Here is a 19,885-nt window from a genome sequence, read left to right as displayed (position 1 = left end):
AATGAGTGTGCCGCGGACGCTCCCATGTGTGCCCGCGGCACAGCCCACTATAGTGACACAGAAAAGCGGCGCATTATGCGACACAGTTTCATTTATTAGATTTTCCTTATTGATAATCACCTGTACTCACTGTTTACTAAACAGAATTTTCAAAATCCCCCTATTTTCTTCATGAGCAGGATAGCCACATGCAAAAGATGCACAATGCGGTTCAGAACTATGCCTGGGGCAGCCCGGACGCGCTGACCCGCCTGTATGGTATTGCCAACCCGCAGGGCAAGCCGATGGCCGAACTCTGGATGGGCGCGCACCCGAAAAGCAGCTCCCAGGTAACAGATGCGCAGGGCAACCGCCGTGCGCTGCGCGACGTGATCGGTGATGACCCGGCCACCTGGCTGGGCCGTGCGGTGGCCGATCGCTTCGGCGAACTGCCGTTCCTGTTCAAGGTGCTGTGCGCTGACCAGCCGCTCTCGATCCAGGTACACCCGAGCAAAGCCGCGGCGGAAGTCGGTTTCGCCAAAGAGAACGAGGCCGGGATCCCGCTGGATGCCGCCGAGCGCAACTACAAAGACCCGAACCACAAGCCGGAGCTGGTGTTTGCCCTGACGCCGTTCCAGGCGCTGAACGGCTTCCGCGAGCTGAGTGACATCATCTCCCTGCTGCAACCGGTGGCCGGTGCGCACCCGGACATCGCCGCGTTCCTGCAACACCCGGACGCCGGCCACCTGGCAACGCTGTTCGCCGGTCTGTTGAGCATGGAAGGCGAAACCAAATCCCTGGCGCTGGGCGTGCTGAAAGCGGCGCTGAACAGCCAGCAGGGCGAGACCTGGGACGCCATCCGCAGCATCGCCACCTTCTACCCGGACGACAGCGGCCTGTTCTCCCCGCTGCTGCTGAATGTCATCACCCTCCAGCCGGGCGAAGGGATGTTCCTGTATGCCGAAACCCCGCACGCCTACCTGAACGGCGTGGCGCTGGAAGTGATGGCCAACTCTGACAACGTGCTGCGCGCCGGGCTGACGCCGAAATATATCGACATCCCGGAACTGATGGCGAACCTGAAGTTTGAGCCGAAACCGGCCGCCACCCTGCTGACCCAGCCCCAGCAGCGCGGCAGTGAGCTGAACTTCCCGATCCCGGTTGAGGATTTCGCCTTCTCGCTGCATGACCTCTCTGCCAGCCCGCAAACGCTGGCCCAACAGAGCGCGGCGATCGTGTTCTGCGTGGAAGGGGAAACCGTGCTGGAGAAAAACGGTGAACAGGTGGTGCTGAAGCCGGGTGAATCCTGCTTTATCGGCGCGTTTGAATCCCCGGTTACCGTGAGCGGCATCGGCCGTATTGCACGGGTATTCAACCAGCTGGGTTGATTCCCCCCGGCACCGCGCCCCGTTTCTTGCTAAACTGGGGCCGGCCAGTTAACGAAAAACGCCTGCGGGCGTTTTTTTTTGCCGGCAGCGCGTGGACATTTTGCACGGACCTTTTCCGTGCCCAAAAAAGGATGAGCGGATTATGAAAAAATCGTTAGTTGCCGTGGGCGTGATTGTGGTGCTGGGCGCAGCCTGGACCGGGGCCGCCTGGTACACCGGCAAACAGTTTGAACAGCGCATTGATGAGATTGTGGCGCAGGCGAACGGCCAGATCGCCTCGCAGTTCCCGCAGGCCGGTGTCCGCTTGGTGTATCAGGATTACCAGCGCCACCTGTTCAGCAGCCGCGCGCGCTTTGTGCTGCAACCTGACCCGGCCGCACAGGGGGAGAAAGCCCTGAAGCCGGGCGAGGAAGTGGCCTTCAATGAGACCATCGACCACGGCCCGTTCCCGCTGGCGCAGCTGAAGAAATTCAACCTGATCCCCGCCATGGCCTCTGTACACAGCGAGCTGGCCAACACCGCCACCGTCAAGGGGCTGTTTGAGATGACCAAAGGTCTCTCCCCGGCCACCGCCGAGACGCGCATCGCCTACAGCGGTGACACCGAATCCGCCATTACCCTGGTACCGATCGACTACCAGAATAATGCCACCCGCCTGCAATTCTCCGGCGCCACGATCAATGCCGATGTCTCGCGCGACGGTGACCATATGAAAGCCGACGCCAGCAGCGACAGCATCGCCCTGACCTCGCGCAACCAGTTCGGCCAGCTGGAGAAAATCACCCTCTCCGGCGTGAACGCCAGCGGCGACACCCGGAAAGGCAGCGTGCAGATTGGCCTGGGCGAACAGCACCTGACCGCCAAACAAGTGATCGTCAATGTGGAAGGCAAAGATGCCGCCACGCTGGATGATATCCGCCTCAACAGCAACTTCGGTGAGCAGAACAACACCATCAGCGGCCAGCTGGACTACAGCCTCGGCGCGCTGAAGGTACAGGGCGCCGACCTCGGTGCCGGCAAGCTGACGGTCAAACTGGACAAACTGGACAGCGCGGCACTCAAGCAGTTCTCTGACACCTACAACCAGCAGGCGATGCAACTGGTGCAGCAGGGCGAGCAGCTTGACCCGGCAGTCTACCAGGCCCAGGCGGCCGCCCTGTTCAGCCAGAACCTGCCGTTGCTGCTGAAAGGCAGCCCGAGCATCAGCATCAGCCCGCTGAGCTGGAAAAACAGCGCAGGCGAAAGCACCTTTACCCTGAACCTGAACTTCAGCGCCCCGGTGGCGGGCCAGCCTGCCGCCCAGACGCAGGACCAGCTGATCGCCCAGCTGGTGCGTAACCTGGATGCCACCCTGACCATCCCGATGCCGATGGCGACCCAGATGGCGACCCAGATCGGTAAAATGCAGGGCTACAGTGAAGAAGATGCCGGGAAACTGGCGAAACAGCAGGTGCAGGGCCTGGCGGCGATGGGGCAGATGTTCAAACTGACCACGGTCAAAGATGACACCATCACCACCCGTTTCCACTTTGCTGACAACATCGTTGACCTGAACGGCCAGAAGATGAGCCTGCAACAGTTTGCCGGCCTGTTCGGCATCTTTGCCGGCCCGGCTGACGCGGCCCCGGCGCCAGAAGCTGCCCCGGCCGTGCCGCCGGCACCGTTGGCCCCTGTCCCGGCTCCAGCTCCGGCTCCGGCTCCGGCACAATAAGCGAACACCCTTGCTGACCAACCGGCCCCCGGGCCGGTTTTTTTATGCCTGCCGTTTTCTCAGATTACCCCGGCGCATGGGCGATCAGTTCCGGGGCGACCACCCACTGCTGCGGCATGGCCTCCGGGTCTTCAATCCGCTGGAGCAGCCGTTGCGCCGCGCTGCGCCCCACCTCCCGCCCGGCGGCGGAGACACGCGTCAGCGGCAGTTCCGCCAGCGCGTCATCCGCGCCCTCGCCAAACCCGGCCAGCGCCACCTGCGGCGAATAAAGCCCCTCCAGCGCCTGCCCGCCCACGCTGCGCCCGGCATTCAGCACGCCGAAATAGGCCCCGAGGGTCACTGCCGCGTCATGGCAGACCAGCGCGGTAATTTGCGGGTAGCGGCGTAACAGCGCCTCGACCTTCGCGGCCATGCCGTGCCGGTACGCTTCACTCTCCACTACCCACTCCGGGCGGAACGGCAACCCGTACTGCAACAGGGTGGCGCAGAAGCCCCCCAGCCGCTCGGCGCGCGTCAGGGAACTTCCGGCCCCACCGACATAGGCGATCTGCTTATGCCCTTCGGTGACCAGGTGCCCGGTCGCCAGCCGGGCCGCCAGCTGGTTATCCGGCCGCACCAGATCCATCCCCTCCAGCGCATTGGCCCGCGCCGCACACACCAGCGGCACCCCGGCCGCCGCCGCGCGTTGCCGCACGTCCGGCCCATGCAGCAGGTTCCCGGCCAGCACAATGCCGTCCACGCCCTGTTTCAGCAGGCTCTCTGCCGCCCGCAAGCTGCCCAGCCCCTCGCGGCCGCTCTGGGTCAGGAACAGCACCCGCGCCTGCGCCTCCAGCACCTCGCTCAGCCCGGCCGTAACCTCGGCATAAAACGGGTCACAGACGTCCCGCACAATCAGCCCAATCACGCCGGAGCGGCCGCCGCGCAGCGTTACCGCCTGCCGGTTCGGCACATAACCTAATACCTGAATCGCCTGCTGCACCCGGGCCGAGGTCTGCGGCGAAATGCGCCCCTTGCCACTGACCACCAGCGACACAGTGGTGACAGAAACCCCGGCGTGGTCAGCCACGTCATTAATGGTGATCTTCTTTGCCGTCATAGGCCCTCACCTGTCAGCAACTCATGAAAAATCAAAACGAAAGCGGGCATTGTACCCTGACTGACCCGGTTTTACCGGGCCGATCCGGCATCAGCAAAGCGACGATGAGCAACTGTGATCCGCCGCTCAGACCGCTCAGGTAAAACGTTTTATCTTATTTTACCTGATTTACCCTCACATTTTACCCAGTTTACTCATCCTTTACCTGACGTTTGCAAGGAGCATTTATGTCTGTGCCCACCCGCCCCAACATTACCCTCTGGGAGTTTTTCCAGAGCCTCGGCAAAACCTTTATGCTGCCGGTCGCCCTGCTCTCTTTTTGCGGCATCCTGCTCGGCATCGGCAGTTCACTCAGCAGCCGTGATGTCATCACCCTGTTACCGGCGCTGGGCCACCCGCTGTTTCAATTGCTGTTCACCTGGATGAGCAAAGTCGGCTCCTTTGCCTTCAGCTTCCTGCCGGTGATGTTTGCCATCGCCATTCCGCTCGGTATGGCGCGGGACAACAAAGGCGTGGCGGCGTTCTCCGGTTTTGTCGGCTTTGCGGTGCTAAACCTCGCCACCAACTTCTACCTCACCGCCAATGGCGTGCTGCCGACCAATGACCCGCTGGTGCTGAAGGCCAATAACATCCAGATGATCCTGGGCATCCCCTCCATTGACACCGGGATCCTCGGTGCGGTGATTGTCGGCGTGCTGGTGTACCTGCTGCACGCGCGTTTCCACACCATCCGCCTGCCGGATGCGCTGGCGTTTTTCGGCGGCACGCGCTTTGTGCCGATTATCACCACCGTAGTGCTCGGCATCGCCGGGTTGCTGGTGCCGCTGGTCTGGCCGTGGTTTGCCGCCGGGATCAGCGCGCTGGGGCGGATGATCAGCGGTGCCGGGATTTTCGGGCCGATGATTTTCGGCAGCGGCGAGCGCCTGTTGCTGCCGTTTGGCCTGCACCACATCCTGGTGGCGCTGATCCGCTTCACCGAGGCGGGCGGTACGCTGGACGTCTGCGGCCAGCCGGTGAGCGGCGCGCTGACCATTTTCCAGGCGCAGCTCTCCTGCCCGGAGACCCACGGCTTTGCCAACAGCGCCACCCGTTTCCTGTCACAGGGTAAGATGCCGGCCTTCCTCGGTGGCCTGCCGGGCGCGGCGCTGGCGATGTACCACTGCGCCCGCCCCGCTAACCGGCACAAAGTGAAAGGGCTGCTGATCTCCGGCGTGGTTGCCTGTGTGATCGGCGGCACTACCGAGCCGATTGAGTTCCTGTTCCTGTTTGTGGCGCCGGTGCTCTACCTGATCCACGCGCTGCTGACCGGGCTGGGCTTTACTGTGATGGCGCTGCTGGATGTCACCATCGGCAACACCGACGGCAATGTGATCGATTTCGTGGTGTTCGGCATCCTGCACGGCACCGCCACCAAATGGTACTGGGTGCCGGTGGTGGCGGCGGTGTGGTTCGCCGTCTACTACGGGCTGTTCCGCTTTGCCATTCTGCGCTTCAACCTCAACACCCCCGGCCGCGAGCCGGACAGCACCGGGAGCGTCAGCGCGGCCCCGGCCGCTACCGGCAGCAAGTCAGGCTATAACACCCCGGCGATCCTGGCGGCACTCGGCGGTGCGGAAAACATCATCTCGCTGGATAACTGCATCACCCGTTTACGCCTGTCGGTCAACGACATGGCGGCGGTGGATGATGCGGCGCTGAAAGCGCTGCGGGCGATTGGCGTGGTGCACCTGAATGAGCACAACGTGCAGGTGGTGATTGGCCCGCAGGTGCAATCCGTCAAAGATGAGCTGGACGCGCTGATGGCCGTTGAGCGGCAATCCTCATTAGTGACAGCGTAACGTAAAGGGGCGGCGTGGCCGCCCCGATAACGTAAAAAGTAAGGAAAGAGCTATGGTTGATTTTTCCACCCCGGTTGACCGGCACGGCACCTGGTGTACCCAGTGGGATTTTGTTGCAGACCGCTTCGGCCGGGCTGACCTATTGCCGTTTACCATCTCAGACATGGATTTCCCCACCGCGCCCTGCGTGCTGGCCGCCCTGCAACAACGGCTGGCACACGGCGTGCTGGGCTACAGCCGCTGGCAGCATGAAGATTTCCTCGGCGCGCTGCGCCACTGGTACCAGACACGGTTTGATACCGCGATAGATACCCGGATGGCGGTGTACGGCCCGTCGGTTATCTATATGGTGTCAGAGCTCATCCGGCTCTGGTCAGCCCCCGGTGACGCAGTGGTGATTCACACGCCCGCCTATGATGCCTTTTATAAAGCGATTGAAGGCAACCAGCGGCAGGTGCTGGCTTGTCCGCTAACACGTGACAACGTCACCTGGCGCTGTGACATGGCGGCGCTTGAGGCGCTGCTGGCGCGGCCGGAATGCAAAATTCTGCTGCTGTGCAGCCCGCACAATCCGACCGGCAAAGTCTGGCAGCGGGAGGAGTTGCAGCAGATGGCGATGTTGTGTGAACGCCACGGCGTGCGGGTGATCAGTGATGAAATCCATATGGACATGGTCTGGGGCAAAAACCGCCACACGCCCTGGCCGCAGGTGGCGCGCGCACCGTGGGCGTTGCTGACCTCAGCCTCGAAATCGTTCAACATCCCGGCGCTGACCGGTGCCTATGGATTTATCAGTGACAACGTCACGCGGGATACCTATCTGAACCACCTGAAGGGGCGCGACGGCCTCTCCTCCCCTGCCGTACTGGCGCTGGTGGCGCATATCGCCGCCTACCGGGAGGGTGCGCCCTGGCTGGACGCGTTGCGCCGCTATCTGGCGGAGAACCTCCGGCATGTGGCCGCGCGGCTTAATGGGGCGTTTCCGCTGCTCAACTGGCAACCGCCGCAGGCCACCTACCTCGCCTGGCTGGATCTGCGGCCGCTGGCGCTGGATGACCAGCGGCTTCAGCAGGTACTGATTGAGCAGGAGCGCGTCGCAATCATGGCAGGCAGCACCTACGGCCCGGAGGGTGCCGGTTTCCTGCGGCTGAATGTGGGCTGTTCACGCAGCAAACTGGATGCGGGGATAGATAAGATGATGAATGCCATAACGGCCGTTCTGGCTGAAAAGTAATTCCACACGGTTTCGCTGATTAAAGGCCATGCAAACAGCGTGGCCTTTATCTTTTTTTATCCCGTTATCCTCCTGCCGGTTATTTTTTAAGGGCGATAAATGCCCACGTAAATATCCTCGATCCCAGAAAAATGCGAGAAAAATCACAATTTCGTTACCTTTTTCCCGCGCTTTTTACCTGCCCTCCTGCCCGGTGAAACGCGCCCGCCCGCTTATTTATTATCCTATTGATTTGTAATAATTATATCCTCAATCACCTCTGACTTTATGACGCCTGAAATGAGAGTTAGCTCGCAAAAAAGCGTGCTCTCTTCCCCCTGTCAACCCGACAGCCGCCAGGATTTGTCAATGTTTTGTGAAGTCGCCTGCAAATTTAAGGCATACCAAAATTGACAATAGCTCATCCTCAAAGGCGGAGAAGAGCAGCAATGAGAATCGGCATGATGATAAGCGGCGGTGATGTTTCCGGGATAAATAATTTTATTTTCCAGGTGGCTAAACTGGCTCAGGCAAGCATTATTCTGTTTCAGGGCGGCATTCCGGGAATAGTGGCTAATCGCCATCAGGCTATTTCTGAACGCGACCTGGTGGATTTGTCTATTTCAGCGGTACCGGTTATTTCCTCCGGGCGCACCAGCCGGAAACTGGTGCGCAGCGAATATGAAACCATCAGCAAACAATTACGGGCGCTGCATATTGATGTCCTTATTATGGCCGGCGGTGATGGCTCATTGCAGTTTTTACACACGCTCAGTGAATTCGGCGTGAACTGTTTCGGCGTCGGCATGACGATTGACAATGATGTCTTCGGCAGTTGTTACACCCTGGGCTTTTCTACCGCCTGTGAACAGGTGGTGAAAGAGGTCAGTAAATTACGCAATACCGGCCGCGCGCTGCCGGGCCGGGTATTTATGATTGAGCTGCTGGGCGGCTATTGCGGGGAATTAACCCTGCAGTCTGCCATTAAATCCAACGCTGATATGGCGCTGATCCCGGAGTGCCAGCAATCTCCTGCTGCGCTGGCCGAAAGAATTACCCAGAAACTCAGCCGGCAGAACAGCGTGATTATTTTATGTTCAGAGGGCTATACCAAAGAATATACGCCCGGCTTCCAGGGTGCCATTGACACCCTGATCACGCAGCTGGAACCCAAAATCGGAGTGCGGATCCGCAAGACCCTGATTGGCTACGGGTTGCGCAGTGGTGATCCGACCGGTGAAGAGATTTATCAGGGAACCCTGATGGCGACAGAGGTCGTCCGCTGTATTCAGTCAGGCATGAAGAATAAGGCGATTATTATTAATGCCGGCAATCAACCCATCCCCATTGATTTAATCAGTATGCAAAAACGTCTGGTGGATACCGAAGGACACCATTACAGACTCGCCAGACAATTACATATCATCTGAGGAGATACCCCATGCTTAAAATACTGTGCGTCTGTGGCTGTGGCTTAGGCTCCAGCTTTGCTATCGAAATGAGCGCCAAAGCGGTATTAAAAAAACTGGAAATCGATGCCGATATTGATCACACCACTATTTCGGAAGCCAGCGCATTTAACTCTGATATTATCCTGACCCAAAAAACCTTCGCGGATATTTTAAATGCCGATGCCAGCGAAGAGGAGCAGCGGCGGGTGATTATTTTAAATAAGCTGACCGACAAAACAGAAATAGAGCAGAAGATTGTGGCCTTCCTGAAGGCCCGGGATATGAAGGATGGCCGCCATGAATAGCGTCATCCATTTCATCGTCAACGATCTGCTGGGGCAGGCGTCGATTCTGATCGCCTTTATTGCCATGATCGGCCTGCTGCTGCAAAAGAAATCGTTCGGCAAGGTCGCTGAGGGCACCTTTAAAACCCTGCTCGGTTTTCTGATCATGATGGCCGGCATCACGATTATTGTGGGCGCACTCACCTACCTCAACAGCATTTTCACCCACGGGTTCGGTATGACCGGCTATATCACCGATGTGGCAGCGATTGCCGGGCTGGCGAACCGTGAGCTGGGATCGGAAGTGGCCCTCACCCTGATGGTGATTTTTGCCGTTAATATCCTGATTGCCCGCATCACGCCGTTCAAATACATCTTCCTGACCGGCCAGGCCATGCTGTGGATGGCAACCATCGGCACCGTGATTGGCTATAAGGCCGGGCTGACCGGGCTGCCGCTGATCCTCACCGGCGGCATCTTCGGCGGCATCATGGCGGTCGCGATGCCGGCGCTGGCGCAACCGGTGGTACGCCGCATTACGGACTCAGATGAGGTCGCGCTGGGGCACTTCTGCACCCTCGGCTATCTGGTGCAGGCGGCGGTGGCCAAGGTGGTCGGCAAAGGCTCGCCCTCTACCGAGGATCTGACGCTGCCGCCCAATTTCCGCTTCCTTCAGGATACCTACCTGTCGATGGCGGTAGTAATGATCCCGATGTACCTGATCCCGGCGCTGGCCGCCGGCCCGCAGTTTATCGCCACCTTTTCCGGCGGCATGAACTACCTGATGTACTCCTTTATGCAGGCGATCCAGTTTGTGGCCGGGGTCTTTATCCTCTACAGCGGTGTGCGCCTGTTGCTCAATGAACTGGTGCCGGCGTTCCGCGGCATTGCGATGCGCATCGTCCCGAACGCTGTCCCGGCGCTGGATTGCCCGGTGCTGTTCCCCTATGCCCCCAATGCCGTGATTGTCGGCTTCCTCGCCACCACGCTGGGGTCCATCATCGGCATGATCGTCTTTCCGATGTTTGGGCTGGCGATGATCCTGCCCGGCCTGCTCACTAACTTTTTCGCCGGCGGTACCGCAGGCATCTTCGGCAATGCGCTGGGCGGGCGGCGTGGCGCGATGATCGGCGGTGTGGTGCACGGGCTGTTTATCACCTTCCTGCCGGCAATTCTGGTGCCGATGCTGGAAAGCTATGGGTTTGTCGGTGTCACCTTCAGTGATTCAGATGTCATCAGCAGTGGCCTGTTGCTGGGATACGCCTTCCAGAATAACTGGCTGTTTGTCGCCCTGTTCATCGCCTTCATCACGCTTATCGCGTGGTTCGTCAACGGTAAATCAACCAAGCACCATGAGGAAAAGATCCATGAAACTTTATAATTTCAACGCCTTGCTCGACGTGGCAAAAGCCCGGGGTTTTAAGGCTATCGGTTCGTTTAACCTGCATTGCCTGGAGATGCTGCCGGCCTATTTCCGCGCCGCCAAAGAGACCCACAGCCCGATGATGATCCAGATTTCAACCGGAACGGCGGACTACCTGGGCTATAAACTGCTGGTAGACGCGGTACGTTCGCTGGCAGAGAGCGAGGATGTCCCGACCTGTCTGCACCTCGACCACTGCTCTGAGTTAACCGCCATCCGGACTGCCATTGAGGCGGGCTTCAGCTCGGTGATGTATGACGGATCCCATCTTCCCATGGAGGAAAACATCGCCAATACCCGCCAGGTCATTGATCTTGCTCGCCAGTATAACGTGTCGGTAGAGGCGGAGCTGGGGGCGATTGGCGGCGCAGAAGACGGCAAACAGGTGGCAGAAGAGGCAATCGCGTTTACCACGGTGGAAGACGCCAGGCACTTTGTTGAACAGACCGGCGTGGATATGCTGGCCGTCTCGGTTGGTACGGTGCATGGGCTTTATACCGGCAAAGCCCATATCCAGCATCAGCGGCTGGCAGAGATCACGGCCGCCACCCATACCCCGCTGGTGTTGCACGGCGGCACCGGCGTCAGTGATGAGGATATGCGCCGCGCCGTGGCCGGGGGCATTGAGAAAGTCAACGTCGGTACTGAAATGAATGTGCAGTGGGTCGGCCGCTGTAAACAGGCGTTTGAAAAAGGCAAAGTGAATGACAGCGTGCGGAAATTTTTAATTCCGGCCAACGATGCTGTGACACAGGTATTAACCGAAAAAATTAACCTGTTTAAATAAGCCGGATTTTAAATAATCCAGCCTTTTAAATACGCATCATTTTTAAATAGACAACGTTTTTAAATAAGCACCGTTCATTTATTCTTCCCAGATAAAGACGCGCTTAATGATACGCTATTCATTATCACACCCTGGTGCCCCGGCACCCGCCGGGGCTGGAGAGAGCTATGTTTGAATTTCTGAAACGGCGGCAGGAAATACCTGCACCCACGCCTCAAAATACACAGGAAGCTGATAAAATAACAGAAAACATCATCCGGCTGGAGTCACAGCTTTCTGCCACGCCGGAAGACCGGGATATTCAGAAAACGCTGATGCTGGAATATAACCGGGCGCTGAAAGTGTATGCCGCTAATACCCGGCAGCGCGATCAGGTGGATACCCTGTTTGTCAAAATGGATGCGCTAAGAAATATCATCCGAAAAACCCTTTGAGGGAGCCTTATGACAATTAAACAACTGCTGATGGAGGCTAACGCCATTCAGGTCGGCGTGCGGGAGAGCGACTGGCAACAGGTTCTCATGCTGGCGGCCCGGCCGCTGGTAGAAAACGGCTATATCCACCCCGCCTATTATCAGGCGGTGATCAGCAATACCCTGGCCCATGGCGCGTATTACGTGTTTGATGAAGGGATCGCGATTCCACATGCCCGGCCGGAGTGCGGTGTGATTAAAAACTGTTTCAGCATGGTCGTGCTGGCGGAACCTATCGCCTTTGGCGACAGTGAACGGGCTGACATTATCATTATGTTCGGTGCCACCGACAGCAACAGCCATATCCAGGAGGGGATCCGCGCCATTATGGAATTACTGGATAATGACGTGCGGCTGAAAAAATTACGGGCGGCGACAGCCTGGCAACAGGTGGTGGAGATATTATGACGATGTCCTTTTCTCAGCCGGGGCATTTTCCGCCGGCGAAGGCCCCTTCCCACCCGCAGGGCAAAACGGTGATTCTGGTCAACGGCATTCCCGCCTCGGGGAAAAGCAGTATTGCCCGGCAACTGGCGCAGGATTTTACGCTGCCCGTCCTCACGCTCGACGGTATTAAGGAGCCGTTTATGGCCCGCCTCGGGCCTGTTGACCGCGAACAGAACCGCATGCTGGGCCGCGCCGCCTATGAGGCCCTCTGGCTGATGGTGGCCCAGGCCCCGGCGCGCTGCATCTATGTGATTGATGCCTGGTTTGGCTTCCAGCCAAAAGAGGTGCTGTGCCGCTATCTCAGCGACGCAGGCGTGGTACGGGTGCTGGAAGTATGGAACCAGATTTCCGGCGAGCGGGCTGCCGAACGGTACCTTGGCCGCCTTGCACAGCGGCCGCCGGGCCATCCCGGTGCGGAATACCTGCCGGAGCTGCGGGCGCTGGCGGCGCAGGCCGCCCCGATGGCGTTAGGCCCGGTGCTGAGTATCGATCAGGATCAGGCCATTGACATCCGCCGGCTCAGACGCTGGTTACAGGCGCAGGGGGTGCCGCGCCGGCAGCGGTACTTCCTGCCTGTGGTACCCGGCCGGCGGGTTGAAAAACGTTGCCGGGGCGCAGCCCCCAACGGGCACAGCAGCGATCTGTTTGACTGAAAGGCCGCGGCCCAACGATGACGGTAAAAGCCGCCCGCAGGCGGCTTTTTGCTGCCTGTCTCATCAGTAGAGGCTTTTGCGGGCGGTGCGCAGCGTATCCACCAGTGATAAAAGTGCGACTGCCACCAGAAAAATCCCCAGCATGATCATCGCATTAAACCCAAACTCCTTAAACAGCAGCAAACCGGCAATACACCCGGAGAGAAAGGAAAACACGGTGGTGAGGTGGGTGTTCAGCTGTTTCTTGTGCGGGCGGCGGTCATCCGGTGCGGCGCGGGTAATAAAAGAGGAGATAAAGGAGCCGAGCGCGATGCCGGCATCGGTCAGGGTGCCGGTGATATGGGTGGAGCGCACCCGGCCGTTGGAGAGCTGCGTGGAAGTGGAATTGTGGATGCCCATCAAAAAGCCCAGCAATACCAGGATCTCGCGGTTGTTTTGCGGCGAGTAGAGCACTGTCTCAAATACGGACGTCAGGGTTAACGCCACCCCTTCTGCCAGAATAACAAAGCAGTAAATGGTGCGTATTTTATTCCTCAGGCCGGTATCCACCACAAATCGGGCGCTGGCCGAGCCAATCACAAAGGCGGTAATCAGCACCGCCAGAAACAGCAGATCGTTAAGATCGGAACTCGACACCTCACTGGAAATCTGTGAGGCGTTACCGGTCATGTGGGAGGGGAAAAAACCAAAGGCACCCAGTGCCATGGCGTTCAGGATGCCTGCCGTGGTGGCCAGCACCAGCGCCAGGTAACGATCTTCCGTGTGTGACCTTACCCGCTTCTTTTTTATCAGCACATTACCACCCGTTGTATCCACGTATTGTTTCAAACGCCGCCATTTCACACCTGCCGGCAAAGGGCTCCCTGAAACACCGGGATGCTTGCTAAAGCATATAACCTGGCAACGCGTCTGTGGGCTGGGTAGCAAAAATTGATCTGCATCAAATTGTTACATTTACTTTCATTTATCAAGTTGGCCCGGGTTTTTATAGAGAAATGTAAAGATGCCCGTCTGACGGGGCCGGAAACGCGCATGAGCCGCCGTTATAGGCTACGGGTTTCTGTATATGAAACATCTTATTACGTAAATGTTACTGAATAACGTTGTCTGCGTTGCCCTGGCTGTTTACCCTTTGCGCCGGATTAATTTTCCTTAAGGGAGTGGAAGTATGTTTAAGCAACTTGTTACCGGGAGCGTAGTAAGCCTGGCGCTGATCAGCGGCGCAGCGCAGGCGATTGAAGGCAGCGTGGATGTGGGTGAGCACAACACCAACCTGAATCTGGGCCTGGGGACCACCTCCCCCGGCCTGTTCCTGAAAGGCAACTGGCTGCGCAGCGATCACGACGGCAGCACCACCGGCCTGGCGCTGGGTTACAACATTGATGCCGGCCCGCTGCGCGTGGCCCCGACGGCCAAAGCCCTGTTCACCCACCCGGAAGACGGCAAAGACGGTTTCGGTGTGGCGGTGGGTGCCGGCGCACAATACAGCTTCAATAACATGTGGGGCCTCTACGGTGAGTACTACTACGCGCCGGAAGCCTTCTCCGAACATCTGGAGAACTACCAGGAAGCGTCAGGCGGCCTGAGCTTCACGCCGATCTCCCTGCTGAACCTGCGCGTGGGTTACCAGTATGTTGAGCTGGACAACAAAGACGGCCGCAAAGATAACGTCCTGATCGACGGCCCTTACGTTGGCGCGTCCCTGCGTTTCTGATAGGCCCCCCGGCCATCACAGGGCGGCTGCGGCCGCCCTGTTCTGTTTCACCCGCGCGTAACACGCTTCTTCCTTGCTGAAAAGCGGGAAAAGGCCCCACGGCATGGCCTTGTTCCCTTAAGGAAATTCGTAAAATGTGATCCGGTTTCAGGTGAAAACCCGGTAAACTGTCTGATACCTTCCTGCTATGTTGCCCCCTCATGAACTATTACTCCCCTGACGACAGTCACCTGACGTTACGTGCTCTGCGGTTTGTGCGCCGGATGTTTATCATGCGGCAGTTGGGTACCTTTTTATGCTTTGTGCCGATCATGTCGGTGCTGATGGCCATGAACAGCCCGCGGAGTTTTTATGCCCTGCTGGCGGTGAATGCCTTTATCTGGCCTGGGGTGGCTTACCGGCTGGCGCGCACCGCGGCTGACCCGATAGGCCGGGAGCGGCACCACCTCACCCTGGACGCGGCCTTTGGCGGCATCTGGGTGGCGCTGATGGGGCTCAGCCCGCTCCCCTCCCTGATTATTATGGCGGTGCTGGCCTCTGACCGGTATGCGGCCGGGGGCTGGCCGCAGCTGAAACCGGCGCTGGCGGCGTTTTTTGTCGCCTTCCTGCTGGCGTGGACGGCCGCCGGTGTGCCGCTGCACCTGACCTTCAGCACGCTCACCGTGTGGCTGACCCTGCCGCTGGCCACCTGCTATATGCTGGCGCTCAGCACCGTCTCTTACCATCTGACCCTCAGCCTGCGTAACAAGAACCGCGAGCTGGAGCGCATCGCCCTGATGGACCCCGGCCTGCAAATCCCTAACCGCCGGTTGTTTGAGCGGCGGCTGGAGAGCGAGCTGCTGCGCACCCGGCGTGGCGAGAGTGCCGCTTACCTGATGATTCTGGATGTGGATCATTTCAAGCAGGTCAATGACACCTTCGGCCATGAAACCGGGGATTTCCTGCTGGCGGAGATCTCAGCGCTGCTGCGTAATGAGGTCGGCCTGGAGGATATCCCCGCCCGTTTCGGCGGGGATGAGCTGGGGGTGATTGTGCGTAATGCCGATGACAGCCGCATCGTGGCGCTGGCGGAAACGTTGCGGGATAAAATCTCACGCATCCGGCTGCCCGCCTCAGCGGCATTCCGCTGCTCGGTAAGCATCGGCATCGCGTCAGCGGGTGACGCCGCCTCGATCCATGAATGGCTGCGCAATGCCGACCGCGCGCTCTACCACGTTAAGCGTAACGGCCGCGACGGCGTATCGCTGGCGGAAGGTATACCGGTTCACCCAACAGAAGCGACCGCCGTGGTGAAATAGCCAACGATCTGGGTTGCACAGAAATGCGATACGGTACGCAATAATGTGATTATGGTCACTTTCTACTGCAACCTGATGGAAATTTTCATCCATTTGTTTTTATACTGATATGCACTTTTATCGGCAACTTTCTGCTGACCACAACAACGAGTGCACATCATGATTGATTCCCGCCTGCCCCTGACTGACATTCACCGCCACCTTGACGGCAACATCCGTGCGCAAACCATCCTGGAACTGGGTCGCCAGTTTAACCACCCGCTGCCCGCCACCGAGCTGGAAGCGCTGCGTCCGCACGTGCAGGTGATGAAAAACGAGCCGGATCTGGTGAGCTTCCTGCAAAAGCTGGATCTGGGCGTGGCGGTGCTCGGCTCGCTGGAGGCCTGCCGCCGCATCGCCTATGAAAACGTGGAAGATGCGGCCCGGGCCGGTATTCACTATGCGGAGCTGCGCTTCTCGCCGGGCTACATGGCGATGACCCACAACCTGCCGGTGGCGGGCGTGGTGGAGGCGGTGATTGACGGCGTGCGTGCCGGCAGCCGTGATTTCGGTACCGAGGTGCGGCTGATCGGCATCATGAGCCGTACCTTTGGCGAAGAGGCCTGCCTGCGTGAACTGGACGCCCTGCTGGCGAACCGCGACGGCATCACCGCGCTGGACCTGGCCGGGGATGAGCTCGGCTTCCCCGGCAGCCTGTTCCTCAGCCACTTTACCCGCGCACGTGACGCCGGGCTGCGCATCACCGTGCACGCCGGGGAAGCCGCGGGGCCGGACAGCATCTGGCAGGCGATCCGCGAACTGGGTGCAGAGCGCATCGGCCACGGCGTGAAAGCGGTGGAAGACCCGGCGCTGATGGATTTCCTCGCGGAGCACCAGATCGGCATTGAATCCTGCCTGACGTCCAACATCCAGACCAGCACCGTCTCCTCGCTGGCCGCGCACCCGCTGGCCACCTTCCTGCGCCACGGCGTGCTGGCCTCGATCAACACCGATGACCCGGCAGTCCAGGGCATCGAGCTGCCGCACGAGTACCAGGTTGCCGCCCCGCAAGCCGGGCTGACGGCGGCTGAAATCCGCCAGGCGCAGGAGAACGGCCTGACGATGGCGTTTATCACCGACGCCGAAAAACAGGCGCTGCGCGACAAGGTCAGCGCCCGCTAAGCTTTCCGGCGCAGGTTCCCCGCCTGCGCCGGTTCCCCCGCCCCTTTTTCTGATTTCCCTTTCCCCAGCTGGCAAAACCCTCTGCCCTGACTACGCTGAAAACAGCGCAACACAGGAGATGGCTATGCGTCTTGCATCGTATAACGTGGAAAACCTGTTCGACCGCGCGGCGGTCATGGATCAGGCAGGCTGGAGCAAAGGGAAGCCGGTGCTGGAGAAGTTCGCCGCCCTGAATGAACTGCTGGGCGAGATCACCTACACCGACGCAATGAAAAAGAAAATGGTGGCGTTAATGGTGGATCTGGGGCTGGAGAAGTCCGACACCGGGCCATTTGTTCTCCTGCGGCGCAACCGCGGCGCACTGCTGAAACGGCCGCGCGCCGGGGGCGTGGAGATCACCGCCGGGGGCCGCGCTGACTGGGTCGGCTCGCTGGAGCTGATTGAGGAGCCGGTGAATGAGGTGGCGATGCGCGTCACCGCCAAAGTAATGATCGATCTCCAGACGGACATTCTGGCGGTGATTGAGGCGGAGAGCCGCCCATCGCTGGCGGCGTTTAACCAGGAGATCGTCAAGGCGCTGGGCGGTGAACCGTTCCGCCATGTGATGGTGATTGACGGCAACGACACGCGCGGCATTGATGTCGGGCTGATGACCGGCGCGGCGTACCCGATCGGCGAGATGCGCAGCCACGTGGATGACCGCGACGGCGAGGCGCTGATCTTCTCGCGTGACTGCCCGGAATACAGCATCCCGCTCGCCTCCGGCGAGACGCTGTGGGTGCTGGTCAACCACCTGAAAAGTAAGGGCTACGGCAGCAAAGGCAGCTCTGACGCCCGCCGCCGCCAGCAGGCGGAGCGGATCAGCGCGATCTACCAGCAGCGCGTGGCTGAGGGCCACCCGCTGATTGCGATTGTCGGGGATTTCAACGACACGCCCGACAGCGACGCGCTGGCACCCTTGCTGAAAGAAACGGATCTGCGTGACGCCTTCACCCACCCGGCGTTCGATCAGGGCGGGTATCCCGGCACCTGGGGCAACTGCGCGGCAGACAACAAGCTCGACTATATCCTGCTGTCACCGGCGCTGTGGGAAAAAGTGAAAGCGGGCGGCGTGCTGCGCAAAGGCATGTGGCCCGGCGTGCGCCCGGTGAAATGGAAGGCCTACCCGGAGATCAAGGAGCCGGAAAACGCCGGCTCTGACCACGCCGCCCTGTGGGTGGATCTTGATATTTAGCGGCCGGTGCGCCAGCGGCTGAGGATGGCGTCGCTGGTTTCCATCCGGATCGGGTTGCCCGGCATGGTCAGCCCCGCCCAGACCTCATTATGCTGGCCGATCAACTGCTCCGCCGTGGCCCAGGTACGGTCGGCGGTGGTGTGGGCATCCGCCGCGACGGTGATGGCGTAGCCCCGGCTGTTGCCCGTCTTAATGGTGGTATCCACGCAGTAATCGGTGGCGCAGCCGCAGATCACGAAGTCGCGGGCATCCAGCGCCTGTAACGTTGCCGCCAGTTCCGTGTGCCAGAAGCCGTCGCAGGCGGTTTTGCTCACCATAATGGCGTCGGGCGGCGGCTGCAATTCCGGCAACAGCTGCCAGGCTTCCGTGCCCGCCTGCATCTCTCCCTCTTCATGGAGGATGAAAATGGTCTGGTCAGCGGCGGCGATCAGCGCGTTGATTCGCGCTGCCCTGCCGGCCCGGTCAAAACGCGGGGTGGCAAACACCCCGTTCTGCATATCCACAACAACAAGAATGTTCCGGTTCATGGTGTTCCTGGCATAAAAATGGCGGGGAAGAATCCCCGCCGGGAGAAAGGGAATAACGGCGCGCCGGGCGAGTCGCGTTAATGGCGCGCTATGAGAAGAGCGTTAACGGCGCGCCGGGCGTTTCACCGCCGTTTCCGGGGCGGCGGCGGCCTGTTGCGCGGCGGTACGGCGGGCGTAGCGGGCGGCCAGCACCGAGCAGACCATCAATTGCACCTGGTGGAAGATCATCAGCGGCAGCACCATCGCGCCGACTGCCGCCACCGGGAACAGCACGTTGGCCATCGGGATGCCGTTCGCCAGGCTTTTCTTGGAGCCGCAGAACACAATGGTTATCTCATCGGCAGTGTTGAACTTCAGCAGCCGCGCAGCCCAGGTGTTGACCACCAGCACAATCGCCAACAGCACCAGCGACATCACCAGAATCGACAGCAGTGACCAGCCGTCAATCTGGTGCCAGATCCCCTCCACCACCGCCGCGCTGAACGCGGTGTAGACCACCAGCAGGATCGAGGAGCGGTCGGTGATATTCACCAGCTTTTTGTGGCGCTGCACCCAATTGGCGATCAGCGGGCGCGACAGGTGGCCAATCACAAACGGCACCATCAGTTGCAGGATAATCGACTCAATGGCGTGCAGCACGTCCGGGCTGTTGCCGCCGCCCTGGGTCTGCATCAGCGCGCCGACCAGCAGCGGCGACAGGAACACGCCGAGGATGCTGGAGGCGGAGGCGCTGCAAATCGCCGCTGCGACGTTGCCGCCCGCCACCGAGGTAAAGGCAATCGCCGACTGCACGGTTGCCGGCAGCGCACAGAGATAGAGGAAACCCAGGTAGACGGTCGGCGTCAGGATGCCCGCCGGCACCAGCGCCTGCATGGCCAGCCCCAGCAGCGGGAACAGGGCAAAGGTGCTGAGGAACACCACCAGGTGCAGCCGCCAGTGGCCCATCCCGCTGATGATCGCCTCACGCGACAGCTTCGCGCCGTGCATAAAGAACAGCAGCGCAATCGCTGCGGTGGTCAGGTATTCAAAAAAGAGTTTGGCATTGCCTTCACACGGGAACAGGGAGGCGAGGATCACCACCGCCACCAGAACCAGCAAAAAAGTGTCTATCCGCAGACGTTGCAACCACGACATGACGCGTTCCCTTCAATCTAAAATAAAGCGCTTCAACGCACAGCTAAAAAAAACAGGCACCGGCGCACCGGTGC

At 59.7% G+C, this 19,885-nt stretch carries 18 protein-coding genes and 1 pseudogene; 15 read left to right on the top strand and 4 right to left on the bottom strand.

What is annotated here, in order from left to right; genetic code table 11:
* Positions 1-188 precede the first annotated feature (188 nt).
* Both manA and CYR55_RS02615 read left to right on the top strand, forming a co-directional pair.
* Positions 189-1,367, top strand: coding sequence for a mannose-6-phosphate isomerase (manA, locus tag CYR55_RS02620; RefSeq protein ID WP_101814585.1), 1,179 nt, complete (start codon positions 189-191; stop codon positions 1,365-1,367).
* A gap of 142 nt (positions 1,368-1,509) precedes the next feature.
* The gene (locus tag CYR55_RS02615) at positions 1,510-3,078 is read left to right on the top strand and encodes a YdgA family protein (protein WP_101814584.1); all 1,569 of its coding nucleotides are present in this window, start codon (positions 1,510-1,512) and stop codon (positions 3,076-3,078) included.
* Between the two features lie 64 nt (positions 3,079-3,142).
* Here the strand turns inward: CYR55_RS02615 and malI are convergent, their stop codons facing one another.
* The gene (gene malI, locus CYR55_RS02610; protein WP_101814583.1) at positions 3,143-4,174 is read right to left on the bottom strand and encodes a Mal regulon transcriptional regulator MalI; all 1,032 of its coding nucleotides are present in this window, start codon (positions 4,172-4,174) and stop codon (positions 3,143-3,145) included.
* Between the two features lie 227 nt (positions 4,175-4,401).
* On the opposite strand from malI, the gene malX reads away from it, so the two are divergent.
* The 9 genes and pseudogenes from malX to CYR55_RS02565 all read left to right on the top strand — a co-directional run.
* A complete protein-coding gene (gene malX, locus CYR55_RS02605) occupies positions 4,402-6,012 on the top strand; it encodes a maltose/glucose-specific PTS transporter subunit IIBC (RefSeq protein WP_101814582.1) in 1,611 nt (536 codons plus the stop codon).
* Between the two features lie 52 nt (positions 6,013-6,064).
* Entirely contained in the window at positions 6,065-7,246 is a 1,182-nt protein-coding gene (locus CYR55_RS02600; protein WP_101814581.1) for a MalY/PatB family protein, read from the top strand.
* A gap of 428 nt (positions 7,247-7,674) precedes the next feature.
* Complete coding sequence (locus CYR55_RS02595) at positions 7,675-8,655, top strand: 6-phosphofructokinase (RefSeq protein ID WP_101814580.1); 981 nt, start codon at positions 7,675-7,677, stop codon at positions 8,653-8,655.
* A gap of 11 nt (positions 8,656-8,666) precedes the next feature.
* A complete protein-coding gene (locus CYR55_RS02590) occupies positions 8,667-8,981 on the top strand; it encodes a PTS sugar transporter subunit IIB (RefSeq protein WP_101814579.1) in 315 nt (104 codons plus the stop codon).
* Positions 8,974-10,341, top strand: coding sequence for a PTS sugar transporter subunit IIC (locus tag CYR55_RS02585; RefSeq protein WP_101814578.1), 1,368 nt, complete (start codon positions 8,974-8,976; stop codon positions 10,339-10,341). The genes CYR55_RS02590 and CYR55_RS02585 overlap by 8 nt, the downstream gene beginning before the upstream one ends.
* Complete coding sequence (locus CYR55_RS02580) at positions 10,328-11,170, top strand: class II fructose-bisphosphate aldolase (RefSeq protein WP_101814577.1); 843 nt, start codon at positions 10,328-10,330, stop codon at positions 11,168-11,170. Before CYR55_RS02585 ends, CYR55_RS02580 begins: the two co-directional genes overlap by 14 nt.
* Positions 11,171-11,337: 167 nt before the next feature.
* Positions 11,338-11,604 carry a hypothetical protein gene (locus CYR55_RS02575; protein ID WP_101814576.1) on the top strand — a complete coding sequence of 89 codons (267 nt, stop codon included), beginning with the start codon at positions 11,338-11,340 and terminating at the stop codon, positions 11,602-11,604.
* 9 nt (positions 11,605-11,613) lie between these two features.
* The gene (locus CYR55_RS02570) at positions 11,614-12,051 is read left to right on the top strand and encodes a PTS sugar transporter subunit IIA (RefSeq protein WP_101814575.1); all 438 of its coding nucleotides are present in this window, start codon (positions 11,614-11,616) and stop codon (positions 12,049-12,051) included.
* A gap of 2 nt (positions 12,052-12,053) precedes the next feature.
* Positions 12,054-12,626, top strand: a pseudogene (locus CYR55_RS02565) (P-loop nucleotide/nucleoside kinase family protein); the annotation flags it as partial.
* 180 nt (positions 12,627-12,806) lie between these two features.
* Here the strand turns inward: CYR55_RS02565 and CYR55_RS02560 are convergent.
* Complete coding sequence (locus CYR55_RS02560) at positions 12,807-13,538, bottom strand: YoaK family protein (RefSeq protein WP_101814685.1); 732 nt, start codon at positions 13,536-13,538, stop codon at positions 12,807-12,809.
* 373 nt (positions 13,539-13,911) lie between these two features.
* Here CYR55_RS02560 and CYR55_RS02555 point away from each other — a divergent pair, with 373 nt between their 5' ends.
* The 4 genes from CYR55_RS02555 (at position 13,912) to CYR55_RS02540 (ending at position 18,150) form a co-directional block, all read left to right on the top strand.
* Entirely contained in the window at positions 13,912-14,457 is a 546-nt protein-coding gene (locus tag CYR55_RS02555; protein ID WP_101814574.1) for a YfaZ family outer membrane protein, read from the top strand.
* A gap of 200 nt (positions 14,458-14,657) precedes the next feature.
* Positions 14,658-15,755, top strand: a complete 1,098-nt coding sequence (locus tag CYR55_RS02550) for a diguanylate cyclase (RefSeq protein ID WP_101814573.1) — start codon at positions 14,658-14,660, stop codon at positions 15,753-15,755.
* Between the two features lie 159 nt (positions 15,756-15,914).
* Positions 15,915-16,916: an adenosine deaminase gene (gene add / locus CYR55_RS02545; RefSeq protein WP_101814572.1), complete on the top strand. Its 1,002-nt coding sequence runs from the start codon at positions 15,915-15,917 to the stop codon at positions 16,914-16,916.
* Positions 16,917-17,040: 124 nt separating this feature from the next.
* A complete protein-coding gene (locus tag CYR55_RS02540; protein ID WP_101814571.1) occupies positions 17,041-18,150 on the top strand; it encodes an endonuclease/exonuclease/phosphatase family protein in 1,110 nt (369 codons plus the stop codon).
* Here the strand turns inward: CYR55_RS02540 and CYR55_RS02535 are convergent.
* Both CYR55_RS02535 and CYR55_RS02530 read right to left on the bottom strand, forming a co-directional pair.
* Positions 18,147-18,677 (bottom strand): isochorismatase family protein, encoded by a 531-nt coding sequence (locus tag CYR55_RS02535; RefSeq protein ID WP_101814570.1) that lies wholly within the window; start codon positions 18,675-18,677, stop codon positions 18,147-18,149. The genes CYR55_RS02540 and CYR55_RS02535 overlap by 4 nt on opposite strands.
* 102 nt (positions 18,678-18,779) lie before the next feature.
* On the bottom strand, positions 18,780-19,811 hold the full coding sequence (locus tag CYR55_RS02530; RefSeq protein WP_101814569.1) for a bile acid:sodium symporter family protein: 1,032 nt from the start codon (positions 19,809-19,811) through the stop codon (positions 18,780-18,782).
* Positions 19,812-19,885 lie beyond the last annotated feature (74 nt).

Origin of the sequence: Chimaeribacter californicus (assembly GCF_002858675.1) — a bacterium.
In the GTDB taxonomy this organism is placed as follows: domain Bacteria; phylum Pseudomonadota; class Gammaproteobacteria; order Enterobacterales; family Enterobacteriaceae; genus Chimaeribacter; species Chimaeribacter californicus.
Note: the sequence above shows the minus strand (reverse complement) of the source record. Positions and strands in the feature narration are given on the sequence as shown.